The organism is Sinorhizobium arboris LMG 14919 (genome assembly GCF_000427465.1).
In the GTDB taxonomy this organism is placed as follows: Bacteria; Pseudomonadota; Alphaproteobacteria; order Rhizobiales; family Rhizobiaceae; genus Sinorhizobium; species Sinorhizobium arboris.
Map to the genome: position 1 here is coordinate 59569 of NZ_ATYB01000014.1, position 15652 is coordinate 75220.

Here is a 15652-nt window from a genome sequence, read left to right on the forward strand (position 1 = left end):
GGAAACGGCAGCCCTCATCCGCCTGCTCAGCCTGGCATCAGGCCGAGCAGGCGCTGCAGGAATTGCATGATCATCAGCGGTGACAGCAGAAAGATCGCGGCAAGGGCGGCGGCGAGCAGATTCTGGTTGGCGGTAACGGTCCGCAAAAGGCGGAAGAGCAGTGCGGAGCTGACGACGAGCAGCAGAAGCCACAGCAGGGCTGCCATGCCGCCGCTGCCGGGTATGACCAGCAGCAGCGCGGCCGGCACCGCCATCGCATAGGTCAGCGGGACCTGGAGCCAATTGGTCGTGACGATCACCGGCACTACCAGGACCGAGAAGCCGAGCGGGCGCGAAAGGACGGCGATCAGCACGATCGGCAGCAGCCAGCTCACGAGGTCGACGACGAGAATCTTCCCGAAGAAGCCGATGCCGACCGTCGTGCCGGTTGGCATCGCCGAGAGGTAATAGAGCCGCCACGAGGCCCACCCCACGGCAAGCGCCGGCAGCGTCCAGAGGATCGCCGTGAAGGAGCGCCACAAACCGCTCTCGCTGATGTCCAGCCAGCGATAGCCTTCCTGGTTGCCCTGGATCAGCAGCCACAGCCCCTTTATGTAGACAAGGACCTCCTCAAGCAGCGGCATGACCGAACCAGCGGGCGATGAAGGTTTCGTAGATCCCGGTCAGGATTTCGAGATCGGCAAGGGCAACGCGTTCGTCGACCATGTGCATGGTCTTGCCCACAAGGCCGAATTCGACGACCGGGCAATAGTCCTTGATGAAGCGTGCGTCCGAGGTGCCGCCGGTGGTCGACAATTGCGGCTGCCGGCCGGTGACGGCCCCGACGGCGCCTGAGAGCGATTCGATGAGCGCGTTGTCGCGCGTCAGGAAGACGTGGCTCGGGCGCTCGTTCCAGGCGATCTCGTATCTGGCCGGAGCACGGCCGGGCCTGAGCGGGCTATCGCCTGCAGCGGCGCGGTCGAGGCGCGCGACGATCTCGGCCATCAGGCTTTCGGCCGTCCAGCGGTCGTTGAACCGGATGTTGAAGGCGGCGCTCGCCTTCGCGGGAATGACGTTCACCGCGGTATTGCCGACATCGATGGTGGTAACCTCGAGGTTCGAAGGTTGGAAATCTTCAGTGCCGTCATCAAAGGGCGGGTCCATCAGGGCCTGCGCGAGATGCAGGATACTGCGAACGGGATTGTCCGCAAGATGCGGATAGGCCGCGTGGCCCTGGACGCCGTGAACGGTGATCCGGCCGGAGAGCGACCCGCGCCGGCCGATCTTGATCATATCGCCGATGCTGCCCGGATTGGTCGGCTCGCCGACGAGACAGGCGTCCCATCGCTCGCCCCTTGCCGCCGCCCACTCGAGGAGTTTCACCGTGCCGTTGATCGCCGGGCCTTCCTCGTCGCCGGTGATCAGAAAGGAAATCGAGCCCTTCGGTGCGCCATGCTTTTCTATATGGCGGGCAACCGCCGCCACGAAACAGGCGATGCCGCCTTTCATGTCCACGGCGCCGCGTCCATACATTTCGCCCCCGGCGATAGCGGCGGAGAAGGGCGGTTGGCTCCAGGCGGCCTCGTCGCCGACCGGCACCACATCGGTGTGGCCGGCGAACATCAGATGCGGGCCGTCGCTCCCGATCCGGGCGTAAAGGTTTTCGATGTCGGGCGTTCCGGCTTCCTTCGCCACGACGCGGTCGATCTTGAAGCCGACCGGCGCAAGCATGGATTGAAGAGCCGCAAGCGCGCCCCCCTCGGCGGGCGTCACGGAGGGGCAGCGAATCAGGGCAGCGAGATTGGAAACGGGATCGGTCGGGAACATGGAGGGTATGCCTGCAGAGCCGGTTGGCCAGAAACGGAGCCAGGGAACAGAGACTGCCGGTTTATCCGATCGGTCATCCGCTGTCACCTCCGATGAGCGTCGGCCGGCCTTGATCGCGGCTCGAAATGAAAGCAGGCCGGACAATCGTCCGGCCTGCCATTGCACTTCGGGGGCAGGGGAGGCTACTCGCCGGGCGCGAGATGCGGTGCTTCGATATGCGCTCCGGTGTGCTTCAGCGGCCTTTCGCCGGAAAGCTTGCGGATCAGCACGTAGAAGACGGGCGTCATGAAGATGCCGAATGCCGTGACGCCGATCATGCCGGCAAACACCGCCACTCCCATGGCGGAGCGCATTTCCGCGCCGGCGCCGGTGGAGGTGACGAGCGGCACGACGCCCATGATGAAGGCCATCGAGGTCATCAGGATCGGCCTGAGCCTGAGCCGGCTCGCCTCGATCGCAGCACTGACGGCATTGCTGCCGGACAGTTCCAGTTCGCGGGCGAATTCGACGATCAGGATCGCGTTCTTTGCCGACAGACCCACCAGAACGATGAGGCCGATCTGGGTGAAGACGTTGTTGTCGCCGCCGGTCAGCCAGACGCCCGTCAGCGCCGCCATGATGCCCATCGGCACGATCAGTATGATCGCGATCGGCAGCATCAGGCTCTCATACTGAGCCGCAAGCACGAGGTAGACCAGCAGCAGCGCCAGCGGGAAGACGAGGATGCCCGAATTGCCGGCAAGGATCTGCTGATACGTCAGGTCCGTCCACTCGAATGAAATGCCGGGCGGCAGCGTCTCGGACGCGATCCGCTCGATGGCCGCCTGCGCCTGGCCGGAGGAGAAGCCGGGTGCCGGCCCGCCATTGATATCTGCGGCGAGGAAGCCGTTGTAGCGGATCGCCCGCTCGGCGCCGACCGTCTGCTCGACGTTGAGCAGGGCCGACAGCGGGATCATCTCGCCCGTCTGCGAACGCACCTTCAGCTTGCCGATGTCGTCGGCGTGGCTGCGATAGCTCGCATCGGCCTGGATGCGCACGCTGTAAGTGCGGCCGAACGCGTTGAAGTCGTTGACGTAGAGCGAACCCAGATAGATCTGCAGCGTCTCGAAAACGTCCGTGACCGCCACGCCGAGCTGGCGCGCCTTGGTGCGGTCGAGGTCGGCATAGAGCTGCGGCACGTTGATCTGGTAGCTCGAATAAAGTCCTGCGAGTTCCGGTGCCGCCATCGCCTTGGCGAGAACGGCCTTGGTCGCATCGTCCAGCGTCCGGTAGCCGAGGCCGTTTCTGTCCTCGATCTGCAGCTTGAAGCCGCCGGTCGTGCCGAGGCCCTGGACGGGCGGCGGCGGGAACATGGCGATGAAGGCGTCCTGGATTGCGCCGAACTCCTGGTTCAGTTGCATGGCGATGGCGCCACCCGAAAGTTCGGGTGTCGTACGCTCCTCGAACGGCTTCAGCGACACGAAGACGATGCCGGAGTTGGACGAGTTGGTGAATCCGTTGATCGACAGGCCCGGGAAGGCGATGGCGTGTTCGACGCCCGGATGCTTGAGGGCGATTTCGCTCATGCGCCGGATGACGTCTTCCGAGCGGTCGAGCGTGGCCGCGTCCGGCAGCTGCGCGAAGCCGATGAGGTATTGCTTGTCCTGCGCCGGCACGAAGCCGCCAGGCACCGCGCGAAAGAGCACGAAGGTGACGCCGAGGAGGACGGCATAGACGCCCATGACCAGCGATTTGCGGGTGAGAATGCCGCCGACGCCGCGGCCATAGGCCTGCGAACTCGCTCCGAAGAAGCGGTTGAAGCCGCGGAAGAACCAGCCGAACAACCCGTCCATGACGCGCGTCAGCCAGTCCTTCGGGGCGTGGTGATCCTTCAGGAGAAGGGCGGCGAGCGCGGGCGAGAGCGTCAGCGAGTTGAGGGCCGAAATCACCGTCGAGATCGCGATGGTGAGCGCGAACTGGCGGTAGAACTGACCGGTAAGGCCGGTGATGAAGGCGAGCGGCACGAATACCGCGACGAGCACCAGCGCGATCGCGATGATCGGTCCGGAGACTTCCGACATGGCGCGGTAGGTCGCCTGGATCGGAGACAGGCCCTGCTCGATGTTGCGTTCGACGTTTTCAACGACGACGATCGCGTCGTCGACGACGATGCCGATCGCCAGCACCAGGCCGAAAAGGCTGAGCGCATTGATCGAAAATCCGAAGACATACATCACCGCGAAAGTTCCGACGATCGAGACCGGCACGGCGACGAGCGGGATAATCGAGGCACGCCAGGTCTGCAGGAAGACGATGACGACGATGACGACGAGCGCGATTGCTTCGAGAAGCGTGTGGATAACCGACTCGATGGAGGCCCGGACGAACTGCGTCGTGTCGTAGACGATCTCGTAGTCGACGCCTTCCGGCATGGTCTGCTTCAGCTCGGCCATCACCTTGTGGACGTTTTCGGAGATCTGGATGGCGTTCGATCCGGGCGCCTGGAACACGCCCATGCCGACGGCGGCCTTGTTGTCGAGGAGCGAGCGCAGCGAGTAGTCCGCGGCTCCCATTTCGACGCGGGCGACGTCTCCGAGGCGCGTGATCTCCCCGCTCTCGCCCGATTTGACGACGATGTCGGCAAAATCCTCGGGTGTCTTGAGGCGGCCCTGAGCGTTGACGGAGAGTTGCAGGTCGAGGCCGGGAACCGACGGCGAAGCGCCGATGACGCCGGCGGCTGCCTGGACGTTCTGCCCGCGGACGGCGTTGGCGATGTCGCTCGCGGCAAGCCCGCGCTCTGCGGCCTTTTCGGGGTCGATCCAGACGCGCATGGAATAGTCGCCGCCGCCGAAGATCTGCACCTGGCCGACACCATCCACGCGCGCCAGCCGGTCCTTGACGTTCAGGACGCCGTAGTTGCGCAGATAGTTGATGTCGTATTGCCCGTTGGGCGAAATCAGGTGCACGACAAGCGTCAGGTCGGGCGAGCTTTTGACCGTCGTGACGCCGAGCCGGCGGACCTCTTCCGGCAGCCGCGGCTCGGCCTGCGAGACGCGGTTCTGCACCAGCTGCTGGGCCTGATCCGGATCGGTTCCGAGCTCGAAAGTGACGGTCAGCGTCATCAGGCCGTCGGCAGTCGCCTGGCTCTGCATGTAGAGCATGCCCTCGACGCCGTTGATCTGCTCTTCGAGCGGTGTGGCGACGGTTTCGGCGATGACGGCCGGATTGGCGCCCGGATATTGCGCCCTGACCACGATCTGCGGCGGCACGACTTCCGGATATTCGGAAATCGGCAGGCCGGTCATGCCGATGAGGCCGGCGACGAAGATGATCACGGAAAGAACGCCCGCAAAGACCGGGCGGTCGACGAAGAAGCGTGAGAAACTCATGGCATCCCCCTTGGGAACTTCAGGCAAGCGGAGGGCATCTGCGGCGAAGACTTGTCGCCGCGAGCACCGATGCATGCCGTTGAATGTCTTTTCAGCGCCCTGCTGTGACCAGGGCGCAACTTAGCTATGGCTTGGCGATCGAGGCGGTTGCCTGCTCGACCGGCTGCGGAGCGACCACGGCGCCGGGGCGCACGCGCTGCAGGCCGTTGACGACGATGCTCTCGCCTGGCTTCAGCCCGTTCTCCACGATCCGCAGACCGTCGGCGACGGGCCCGAGCGTCACCTGGCGATACTCCACCTTGTTGTCCGCTCCGACGACCAGGACGAATTTCTTGTCCTGATCCGAACTGACCGCACGGTCGCTGATCACCAGCTTTTCCTCAGGCTGCGGATCGCCGATCCGAATGCGCACGAACTGACCCGGGATCAGGCGCCCGTCGGCATTGGTGAGTTCCGCCCGAACGCGAATGGTGCCGGTTGCGGCGTCCACCTCGTTGTTGATGAGCTGGATATGGCCGGTGATCGGCGTTCCCTCGTCGGCGGACGTGCCGATTTCGACGGGGATGCGCTCGATCGCATCGATGCTGCCGGCCGAGACCGAGAGCTTGACGAGCGCGGCCGCGACGACCTCCTCGCTGACGTTGAAGCTCGCATAGATCGGATCCACCGACACGAGCGTCGTCAGGACCGGCGAGGCCGTGCCGGCGGTAACGAGATTGCCCGCCGTTACGTTGAGCCTGCCGACGCGGCCGCTGATCGGTGCGCGCACCTCGGTATATTCCAGGTCGAGCTTGGCTGTGTGCAGCGCCGCCTTCGCCGAACGGAGGTTCGCCCGCGCCTCGTCGTAGACGCTGAGCCTTTGGTCGACGCCGCTCTGCGGGATGGCGCTGGTGGTCACCAGCTTGCGGGCGCGTTCGAGCTCGGTTTTCGCGAGCGCGACGCGTGCTTCGGCTGCAGCAACCTGCGCCTCGGCCTGCTCGACGGCTGCGGCGAAAGGCTCAGGGTCGATTGTGACGAGCAGGTCGCCCTTTTCGACCAGCGCCCCTTCGCGGAAATGGGCACTCAGGATCGCGCCGCCGACACGAGGACGGATTTCGACGCGCTCGATCGCTTCGAGACGACCGGAGAAGCTCTCCCACGTCGTGATCTTCCGCGATACGGCCTTGGCAACGGAGACGGGCACGGCCGCCGGCGCCGCAGCGGGTGCTTCGGTCGCGGCATCCGCCTGGAAACGCTGAGGCAGCCCGAAGAAGACGGCTGCACCGCCGCCGATGGATAAAAGGATGCTCAAGCCGGCGCCCCAGAGGACCCGGCGGGTTACTGTCGATGTCATATTTTCTCCTCGCCGGTTGGGAGTCCGGCTCTATGCTCAGTGTTTTATGGGCTTACTGTTTATTTGCTACTGTTTGGCCGGCTTCGCCCCCGCCTGCTTGAAGAAGCGGGAGAAGATGCCGGATATGATTTCTTCGTGCGACGGCCAGTTTTCCTGAGCGGCGCCGCCGACAGGCAGCCATGAGGCGCGCCCGGGCAACACATGCATTTCCACCGGAACGCCGGCCCTGCGGAGACGCTCGGCATAGGCTTCGGCCTCGTCGCGCATGGGACATTCCTCGCTGGTGACGACGAGGGCGGGGACGAGCCCGCCGAGCCGGCTGCAATGGCCCGGAGCCGCATAGGGATGCGTGAGCCCGCTGCGCTCGCCGAGATATTGTTGCCAGCCTTCGGCGATCGATTGCACCGAACTCTGCGGACAGAACTTGCGAAACGAAGCCGTTGCCAGGCACGGGTCGAGCAACGGCGACAGCAGGATCTGTCCCTTGAGGTCGGTCAGGAACTGATCGCGCGCCATCAGCGCCAAGCCGGCCGCAAGATTGCCGCCCGCCTCTTCGCCGGCGACGAACAGCATCGATTTCTTGTGCGCGAACTGCGGACAGCGGCTGCGCATGGACGAAAGCATCGCATAGGCACAGTCGAGCGCCGCCGGAAACGGGTTCATGCACGCGGAAGGATATTCCGGCGAAATGACGACCGCGCCCGCGGCCGCCAAAGCATTGGCCACTTTTTCGCCGGTCGCCACCGAATCGCCGACGAATCCGCCGCCATGGAGATGCAGCACGATCGGCGGAGGCACGAGTAGCGACGCGCCACGGTAGACGCGCGCGCGGCACGAGCCTTTGCTCGTCTGCATCGTCTCTTCCGTAAATTGTGCGTTCATCTCTCTTGTCTCCGCCACGGGTGAATCCCTAGATGAGGGACAACTCGCGATGTTTGCAGCATAACATTGTCTTTCGTCTGGAATAGTCCGCGAGCTCTGATTACACTATTCGGTATTTCGAACAATTCGGTTATTGAAAATGGACCAACTCACGGCCATGCGCGCCTTTCTTCGGGTGGTGGAAACCGGCAATTTTACGCGTGCCTCCGCCTCCCTCAACATGCCGAAGGCGACCGTCACCAATCTCATCCAGGGGCTGGAGGCGCATTTGCGGACGAAACTGCTCAATCGCACGACGAGACGCGTCCTCGTCACGCCGGATGGCGCGCTCTACTACGAACGCGCGGCACGGCTGCTTTCCGACCTGGATGAACTGGACGGCAGCCTCTCGACCGCCCAGAGTCTCCCGAAGGGCCGCCTGAGGGTCGAGACTGCGAGCGCCTTCGCCAATCTCGTCATTATTCCCGCTTTGCCCGAATTCCATAAGAAGTACCCCGACATCCAGATCGATCTCGGGGTTTCCGATCGCACGATCGACTATCTCGCGGAGAACGTCGATTGCGCCATTCGCGCCGGTACCCTGACGGATCAGTCTCTGATCGCCCGGCGCATCACCGATATGAAGTTCGTCGCCTGCGCCTCGCGCGATTTTCTCGAGCGGCACCCGGTGCCGCAGCATCCTTCCGACCTTGAGAAGAATTGCTACGTCGTCGGCTATTTCCTGCCGAAGACCGGTCAGCAGATGCCGTTCCACTTCCGGCGCGGAAACGAGGAGATCGAGGTCAGTGGCCGCTATACCGTGGCCGCGAACGAATCGACCACCTATCTTGCCGCCGCCCGGGCGGGACTCGGCGTCATCCAGGCGCCGCTCTTCATGGTGCGCGAGGACCTCCGCAACGGAGCGATGCTTCCGGTTCTGCCCGACTGGGAGGTCGAACCGGTGCCGATCTATCTCGTCTATCCGCCGAACCGCCATTTGAGCAGCCGGCTACGCGTGTTTGCAGATTGGGTGGTCAGGGTGATGGCGCAGTCGCAGAACGGCGAGTGACCGTCCGCTCATCTGTTCTTCTCCTCAACGTAGCGCTCGCGCGCGGCGTCGAGTTCGCCGAAATGGGTCTCCGCCCAGCGGTCGAGAACGATCAGCGCTTCGCTCAGCGAGCGGCCCACCTCGCTCAGGCGATATTCGACATGCGGCGGCACGGTCCCCTTGTCCTCGCGGATCACCAGGCCGTTTCGCTCCAGTTCCTTCAGCGTCTGCGTCAGCATTTTCTGCGAGACGTCGCCAAGCCTGCGCATGAGCGCGGCATTGCGCATCGGGCCGGCCTCCAGCGCGGAGATGATCAGCATCGCCCATTTGCTGGCGACGAGTTCCAATGCGTGGCGCGAGGAGCATGTCGGATCGAAAACGCTGGGCGTCGACTTGATCGGAGGCGGGCAATTCGGGTTTCCGGACATTTTTGATAGTTACCAAAAGGTGCGTAATTGCACTTCGGTGCCCAGGCTACAAGATTGACGCCAGAGTTCAAATCGTTGGAGAACAGGAATGGCGTGGATCATGCTTATGGCGGCGAGCGCCGTCGAGATAGTCATGGGGCTTTCGCTCAAATATGCGCAAGGCTGGACACGGCCGGTACCCAGCATCATCGGCGTGGGCGCGGCATTGGGCAGCGTCTATCTGCTTACGATTGCGATGCGCGACCTCCCTGCCGGCACGGCCTATGCCGCATGGACAGGCATAGGCGCGGTCGGCATCACCGTCCTCGGCATGGTTCTCTTCGGTGATCCGGTATCCTGGCTCAGGCTTGCCTGCATTGCCATGATCATCGTCGCCGTCGCAGGCTTGCGCTTTCTGGAGGCTTGATCCGTAGGAATTCAAGTGCAGGTGTCCCGCGGGGTGCTGATCGCCCGGCGGGACGATGCAACGTCAGGGCTGGCGCTTCTTGGCGTTGTTGCGCTTCGCACCGGGCTTGACGTCGCCGGCTTTCTGCGGTTCGGGTTTGCCCTTCTTCTTGCCCCAGGGCTTCTCGCCACGGGTGTCCGGATGCGCGTCCCGCGCGACGGAAGGCTGCCCGTCGAACTTGCGTTTCGGCTTGAATTCCTTGCGCTCGCGCTCCGATGTGGGGCCCGGCGGCCGTTTTTTCTCGAAGTCCGGCTTGTCCTGCCGCGACCTGGGACTGTCCGGGGCTCCTGGAAGCGTTTTGACGCGAATGCCCTTTTCCAGCAACCGGTTCGGTCCGATCGCGGAGAGAAGGCGTTCGGCGCCGTCGGCCGTCATCTCGACATAGGTTTCCTCGGGCTGCATGCGGATTGCTCCGATGTCGCGCTTGCTCAGTTTGCCGTGCCGGCAGAGCATCGGGATCAGCCAGCGGGGCTCGGCATTCTGCTTGCGCCCGACGGAGAGGGAAAACCACTGGCCGCCCGCGAAGTCGGCTCGCGGAGGAGGGTCGCCGTCGCCCGTGAAGGCCGTGCCGTCGCGACGCGGCTTCCTGCGGTCATCATAGACGGCGACATCGGCAAGCTCCTCCGGAGCGGAACGGTTCGAGCGGAACTGCCGCACGAAGGCTGCAGCGATCTTTTCCGCCCCGTAGCGGCTGATCAGCGTCTCCACGATTGCCTGTTCATCCTCGTGCGGAGCATCGGCAAGGGCCGGATCGGCGGCTATGCGCTCGTCGTCGCGGCGCGTCACCTCGTCGGCCGACGGGGGCTTGGCCCAGGCGGCCGTAATCCTGGCGTTTTCGAGCAGCCGCTCGGCCTTGCGGCGGGCATTCACGGGCACGATCAGTGCGCTAACGCCCTTCTGTCCGGCGCGGCCGGTTCGGCCGCTGCGATGCAGCAGCGTGTCGGAGTTGGTCGGCAGGTCGGCATGAATCACGAGCTCCAGGCCCGGAAGATCGATCCCGCGCGCAGCAACGTCGGTCGCGATGCAAACGCGGGCGCGGCCATCGCGCATGGCCTGCAGCGCATGGGTGCGTTCGTTCTGGCTGAGCTCGCCGGAGAGCGCCACGACGGAAAAGCCGCGATTGTTGAAGCGGGCGGTCAGATGGTTGACCGCGGCGCGCGTCGAGCAGAAGACGATCGCGTTCCTCGCTTCGTAAAAGCGCAGCACGTTGATGATGGCATTCTCCCGGTCGCTCGGCGCGACCAGCAGCGCGCGATACTCGATGTCGCCGTGCTGCTTTTGCTCCGAGGTGATGCCGATGCGGACGGCATCGCGCTGGTAATTCCTGGCGAGCGTCGCGATCGAACGCGGCACGGTCGCCGAGAACATCAACGTGCGGCGCTCCTCCGGTGACGCCTCGAGAATGTACTCCAGGTCTTCACGGAAGCCGAGGTCCAACATCTCATCGGCCTCGTCGAGCACGACGGCTCTCAGTTCCGATATATCGAGCGATCCCCGGCGGATATGGTCGCAAAGCCGTCCCGGCGTGCCGACGACGATATGGGCGCCGCGTTCGAGCGTGCGCCGTTCGCTGCGCATGTCCATGCCGCCGACGCAGGAGGCGATGGTGGCCCCCGCGATCTCATAGAGCCAGTCGAGCTCGCGCATGACCTGCAGCGCCAATTCGCGCGTCGGCGCGATGACGAGCGCAAGCGGTGCCCCGGCAGGTGCGAATTTCGTTGCCGAACCGATCAGCGTCGGCGCCAGCGCCAGGCCGAACGCCACGGTCTTGCCGGAGCCGGTCTGGGCGGACACGAGCGCATCGGCGGTGCCGAGCGCCGGGTCCAGCATGGCCTGCTGAACCGGGGTCAGCGTCTCGTAACCGCGTTTTGCCAACGCCTCGGCGATCGCCGGCGCGATCCCTGCGAATTCTGTCATGTCTCTTCTTTCGGATTTCGGTTGTCGTCGGCGGAAGAGCGGACCCCGGTGCAGGTCGTCATCAGGCGTCGATTGCCGCGGCCCACGTGGTCGCGGCCCTGTTCAGTTGCCGCGCTACATACTTGGTGGGCATTGAAATGTACAGGGCGGAATCAATCTCCGGCCGGCGCATTGCGGCGGCTGCCATATTCATTTGGCCGGTTCGCACCCGGCCAGAGGCAGAGACCGATGAAAACGATCGGGCTCAGGACCGGGATGAAGAGGCAGAGCGCCAGCGGCCCGGGATAGCCGATATCGTGCAGGCGCTTGATCGCCAGCATGGCGATGGAGACGGTCGAAAGCACGCCCGAGACGATCAGCGCCAGCGTCCAGAGCGCGAGCGCCGCGTCGTCCACCTCGTTCTTCATCATCTGCACCAGAAAAATGGAGCCGACGGCGAACCAGAAGAGCCAGGCGAGGAGAAAGGGCAGGCGGCCGATACGGCCGGAGGGGCTGAAGAACAGCCACATCATGTTCGGCTGCCGCCCCTCCCTGGCCATCGTCAGTCCCGGAGCAATTCGTTGATGCCGGTCTTCGAGCGGGTCTTCTCGTCGACTCGCTTGACGATCACGGCGCAATAGAGGTTCGGCGCCGGCTGGCCGTTGGCCATGGTCGAGCCTGACGGCATGGAGCCGGCGACGACGACCGAGTAGGGCGGAACCTCTCCATACATAACCTCGCCCGTCGCGCGATCGACGATCTTCGTCGACTTGCCGATGAAGACGCCCATGCCGAGCACCGAACCCTCGCGGACGATGCAGCCTTCGACCACCTCGGAGCGCGCGCCGATGAAGCAATTGTCCTCGATGATGGTGGGTCCGGCCTGCATCGGCTCCAAGACGCCGCCGATGCCGACGCCGCCGGAAAGATGCACGTTCTTGCCGATCTGGGCGCAGGAGCCGACGGTCGCCCAGGTGTCGACCATCGTCCCCTCGCCGACATAGGCGCCGAGATTGACGAAGGAGGGCATCAGGACCGCATTCGGCGCGATATAGGCGGAGCGGCGGACCACGCAATTCGGAACGGCGCGGAAGCCGGCCTTCTCGAATTCGTTGACGCTCCAGCCGTCGAACTTGGAGGGCACCTTGTCCCACCAGGCGGCCTCGCCCGGGCCGCCCTTGACGAGTTCCATCGGATTGAGGCGGAAAGAGAGGAGCACGGCCTTCTTGAGCCACTGGTTGACGGTCCAGGTGCCGTCCGCACCGCGGTCGGCGACGCGTACCTTGCCGCTGTCGAGCAGGTTCAGCGCCGTTTCCACGGCATCGCGAACCGCACCGCGAGTGCCGGTATTGACGGCGTCGCGTTCTTCGAAGGCAGTCTCGATCGTCTGCGACAGGGAGGCAAGATCGTGGTTCGTCATCGGAATTCCTTACGTTCGGCGGTTTGTGCTGCAAGCTCTACTGCATAATTCCCGGAATCGGAACCGGCTTCACCGGATTATGCCGCGATTCGAGACGTCGTGCCGCTTCGCCGAAACCTGCCGTTTCCGGAAGGTATTCCTGAAAAGTTGAAGGCCTTTTCGGCTCACACTCTTCAACGGGGCTTGGCAAGTCTCGACGTTTCCGGCAGTAGGGACGCCTCTATCGCCGAGAATGACACGAAAGGACGCGTCCGGACGAGGTCTCCGGTGTTCGAAACGCGACGGGAAACGGAATATGGCACGCATGAAGAAGCGCACTCTACGCCGCAAGGACGGGGTCTGGGATCCGCTGGCGGACAGCTCCCAGAGCAGACAGCGCGCGTCGAGCGTGCCTTTGACGCCGCAATCGGCTTCGCCTACCTATCGTCTGGCCTATATCGACGACGATTTCCTCTGCCGTGAGGAACTGAGGCCCGTCCGCCTGCAGCTCGAGCTCCTGAAGACGGAGATGATGCTCGAGGAGCGCGGGATCAATTCCACCGTGGTGATGTTCGGCGGTGCGCGCATTCCGGAGCCCGGCGGCGAGGCGTGGGCCGCCAAGAACGACGTCCAGCGCAAGAATCTCGAGGCCGCTTCGGTCTATTATGACGAGGCGCGCAAGTTCGCGCGGCTGTGCTCGGAGCAGTCGGCAAAGCTCGGCTACAAGGAATATGTGGTCGTCACGGGTGGCGGCCCGGGTGTCATGGAAGCGGGCAATCGCGGCGCGGCCGACGTCGGCGCACCTTCGATCGGCCTGAACATCGTGCTTCAGCACGAGCAGGCGCCGAACCAGTTCGTCACGCCGGACCTGTCCTTCAATTTCCACTATTTCGCCATCCGCAAGATGCACTTCCTGCTGCGTGCCAAAGCGGTCACGGTCTTCCCGGGCGGCTTCGGCACGCTCGACGAACTGTTCGAAACGATGACGCTGATGCAGACCGGCCGGCTTGCCCTGGTGCCGCTCGTCCTGTTCGGCGAGAAGTTCTGGCGCAGCATCATCAATTTCGAGGCGCTGGCCGAATTCGGAACCATCGCGCCCGACGACATCGATCTGTTGCATTTCGTGGAGACGGCCGAGGAGGCATGGGACATCATCGCCCGTTTTTACGAGACGGTCGACCCGAAGTCGGTCCCGATGGCCTCCGGGCGACGGTAGTTACGCGACCGAAACGACGCGGCGCAGGAATCCGGCCAGGTCTTCCGTGACGTAGTCGATCTGATCGTCCGCATCGCTCGAAGTCTCCCAGGCCTCGGCGAACTCGTATTCGAGATTGCGCGGGACAAGCAGCACCGTCTTCATGCCGAGCGCCTTGGGCACGACCAGGTTGCGCGGCAGATCCTCGAACATGACCGCGTTGCGCGTGTCGATGCGGTGAAGGCCCATGAACTTGTCGTAGGTATCGCCGGCCGGCTTCGGTATGAAGCCGGCGGCGACGATGTCGAATATGTCGTTGAAATGCTCGAGGATGCCGAGTGCCCGCGCGGTCATCTCCGCATGGGCGACGCTGCCGTTGGTGAAGATGAACTTGCGTCCGGGCAGCGCCTTGATTGCCTCGCCGAGTGCCGGGTCGGCCGGCACCACGCTGTAGTCGATGGCATGGGCTCTTTCGAGAAATTCATTGGGGTCGATGCCGTGATGAAGCATCAGGCCCTGGAGCGTGGTGCCGTGGTCGCGGTAGTATTCCTTCTGCAGCTTCTTCGCCTCCGCAGGCTCCAGCGACAGGAGTTCGGCAACATAGGCCGTCATGTTGCGGTCGATCTGTGAGAACAGATTGACGTGATGCGGATAGAGTGTGTTGTCGAGGTCGAAGACCCAGTCGGTGACGTGGGCGAATTCGGCATGGGTCGGCGGGCGGTCGATCTTCTTCATGGGCGGGTTTATGACACGGGCAGCCTTGCGAAGCAAAACGGTTTGTTGAACGGGCTTCGATTGATCATGGATTGTTTTCTGCCCGCATGTTAGAGCGTCCCATCGTTTCGTGGAAACGCTGAAACAGTCTAACCAATTGAATCTTAAGCATTTCAGCGGAAAGACGCTGTACGCTTTTCCTGGAAGTGCTCCAGCAGGAAAATATGGAAACCTGGGTTCTCATCACCGTCGCCGCGGCCTTCCTTCAGAATGTCCGCTCCGCCATGCAGAAGCATCTGAAAGGGGTCATGGGCACCACCGGCGCGACTTTCGTCCGTTTCGGTTTCGGGCTGCCTTTCGCTCTTCTCTACCTCGTCCTGCTCTGGCGCGTCGGCGGGCATCAGTTGCCGGTGCCGAACGGCACTTTCTATCTCTGGGCCCTGGTCGGCGGCTTGGCGCAGATCGCCGCGACTTTTTTGCTCGTGCATCTCTTCTCTTTCCGCAACTTCGCGGTCGGTACGGCCTATTCCCGCACCGAACCCGCCCAGGCGGCACTCTTCGGATTGATCTTCCTCGGTGAAAAGGCGAGCCAGGGGGCGCTGGTTGCGATCGCCATTTCGGTGGTTGGCGTCATGCTGATCTCCGTTGCCCGAACGGCGCTCAGCGCGCGGTCGCTGCTTACATCGGTCTTCAGCCGCACGGCGGGGATCGGACTGCTCTCCGGCACCTTCTTCGGTCTTTCCGCCGTGTCCTACCGCTCGGCGTCGCTGGCGCTGGCGCCGAGTCTGCCTCAGCCGGACTATGTGATCCAGGCGAGCTTCACGCTCGGCTTCGTCATCCTGCTTCAGACGATCGTCATGCTCCTGTGGATCGTCGCGCGTGAACGCGACGAACTGATACGCATAGGCGCCGCCTGGAAGCCCGCTTTCGTCGTGGGTTTCGTGGGCGCCTCGGCCTCTTTCGGCTGGTTCGCGGCTATGACGCTGCAGCAGGCGGCGATCGTCAAGGTGGTCGCTCAGGTGGAGATGCTGTTCACCTTCGCCTCTTCCTTCTTCATCTTCCGGGAGTGGATCAACCGGCTCGAACTGGTCGGCTGCCTGCTGATCGTGCTCGGCGTTGTCATGCTGCTTGTCATGTGAGGGATCGGCGAGCAGCCAAA

14 protein-coding genes are annotated in these 15652 nt (G+C 63.7%); 4 read left to right on the forward strand and 10 right to left on the reverse strand.

The window, feature by feature from the left end; genetic code table 11:
- Positions 1-26 precede the first annotated feature (26 nt).
- The 5 genes from SINAR_RS0111370 to SINAR_RS0111390 form a co-directional block, all read right to left on the reverse strand.
- Positions 27-623: a hypothetical protein gene (locus SINAR_RS0111370; protein WP_027999217.1), complete on the reverse strand. Its 597-nt coding sequence runs from the start codon at positions 621-623 to the stop codon at positions 27-29.
- A complete protein-coding gene (gene dapE / locus SINAR_RS0111375) occupies positions 610-1806 on the reverse strand; it encodes a succinyl-diaminopimelate desuccinylase (RefSeq protein ID WP_027999218.1) in 1197 nt (398 codons plus the stop codon). The genes SINAR_RS0111370 and dapE overlap by 14 nt, the downstream gene beginning before the upstream one ends.
- Positions 1807-1988: 182 nt before the next feature.
- Positions 1989-5174, reverse strand: a complete 3186-nt coding sequence (locus SINAR_RS0111380; protein ID WP_027999219.1) for an efflux RND transporter permease subunit — start codon at positions 5172-5174, stop codon at positions 1989-1991.
- A 124-nt stretch (positions 5175-5298) separates the two neighbouring features.
- Complete coding sequence (locus SINAR_RS0111385; protein ID WP_027999220.1) at positions 5299-6507, reverse strand: efflux RND transporter periplasmic adaptor subunit; 1209 nt, start codon at positions 6505-6507, stop codon at positions 5299-5301.
- A 66-nt stretch (positions 6508-6573) separates the two neighbouring features.
- The gene (locus SINAR_RS0111390; protein WP_027999221.1) at positions 6574-7389 is read right to left on the reverse strand and encodes an alpha/beta hydrolase; all 816 of its coding nucleotides are present in this window, start codon (positions 7387-7389) and stop codon (positions 6574-6576) included.
- Positions 7390-7528: 139 nt separating this feature from the next.
- Here SINAR_RS0111390 and SINAR_RS0111395 point away from each other — a divergent pair, with 139 nt between their 5' ends.
- On the forward strand, positions 7529-8437 hold the full coding sequence (locus SINAR_RS0111395) for a LysR family transcriptional regulator (RefSeq protein ID WP_027999222.1): 909 nt from the start codon (positions 7529-7531) through the stop codon (positions 8435-8437).
- Between the two features lie 8 nt (positions 8438-8445).
- On the opposite strand, the gene SINAR_RS0111400 is transcribed toward SINAR_RS0111395, so the two are convergent.
- The gene (locus tag SINAR_RS0111400) at positions 8446-8844 is read right to left on the reverse strand and encodes a winged helix-turn-helix transcriptional regulator (protein ID WP_050577488.1); all 399 of its coding nucleotides are present in this window, start codon (positions 8842-8844) and stop codon (positions 8446-8448) included.
- Between the two features lie 88 nt (positions 8845-8932).
- Between SINAR_RS0111400 and SINAR_RS0111405 the strand changes: the two genes are divergently transcribed.
- Positions 8933-9250 carry a DMT family transporter gene (locus SINAR_RS0111405; protein ID WP_027999224.1) on the forward strand — a complete coding sequence of 106 codons (318 nt, stop codon included), beginning with the start codon at positions 8933-8935 and terminating at the stop codon, positions 9248-9250.
- A 63-nt stretch (positions 9251-9313) separates the two neighbouring features.
- Here the strand turns inward: SINAR_RS0111405 and SINAR_RS0111410 are convergent, their stop codons facing one another.
- The 3 genes from SINAR_RS0111410 to dapD form a co-directional block, all read right to left on the reverse strand.
- Entirely contained in the window at positions 9314-11206 is a 1893-nt protein-coding gene (locus SINAR_RS0111410; protein ID WP_027999225.1) for a DEAD/DEAH box helicase, read from the reverse strand.
- A 152-nt stretch (positions 11207-11358) separates the two neighbouring features.
- A complete protein-coding gene (locus tag SINAR_RS0111415) occupies positions 11359-11745 on the reverse strand; it encodes a DUF805 domain-containing protein (protein WP_027999226.1) in 387 nt (128 codons plus the stop codon).
- A 2-nt stretch (positions 11746-11747) separates the two neighbouring features.
- Positions 11748-12605: a 2,3,4,5-tetrahydropyridine-2,6-dicarboxylate N-succinyltransferase gene (gene dapD / locus SINAR_RS0111420; RefSeq protein WP_027999227.1), complete on the reverse strand. Its 858-nt coding sequence runs from the start codon at positions 12603-12605 to the stop codon at positions 11748-11750.
- Positions 12606-12900: 295 nt separating this feature from the next.
- Between dapD and SINAR_RS0111425 the strand changes: the two genes are divergently transcribed.
- Positions 12901-13800, forward strand: a complete 900-nt coding sequence (locus SINAR_RS0111425; protein WP_027999228.1) for an LOG family protein — start codon at positions 12901-12903, stop codon at positions 13798-13800.
- On the opposite strand, the gene SINAR_RS0111430 is transcribed toward SINAR_RS0111425, so the two are convergent.
- The gene (locus SINAR_RS0111430; RefSeq protein ID WP_150823906.1) at positions 13801-14514 is read right to left on the reverse strand and encodes a pyrimidine 5'-nucleotidase; all 714 of its coding nucleotides are present in this window, start codon (positions 14512-14514) and stop codon (positions 13801-13803) included. It abuts the gene before it with no gap.
- A gap of 203 nt (positions 14515-14717) precedes the next feature.
- On the opposite strand from SINAR_RS0111430, the gene SINAR_RS0111435 reads away from it, so the two are divergent.
- Positions 14718-15632: an EamA family transporter gene (locus SINAR_RS0111435; RefSeq protein WP_027999230.1), complete on the forward strand. Its 915-nt coding sequence runs from the start codon at positions 14718-14720 to the stop codon at positions 15630-15632.
- Positions 15633-15652 lie beyond the last annotated feature (20 nt).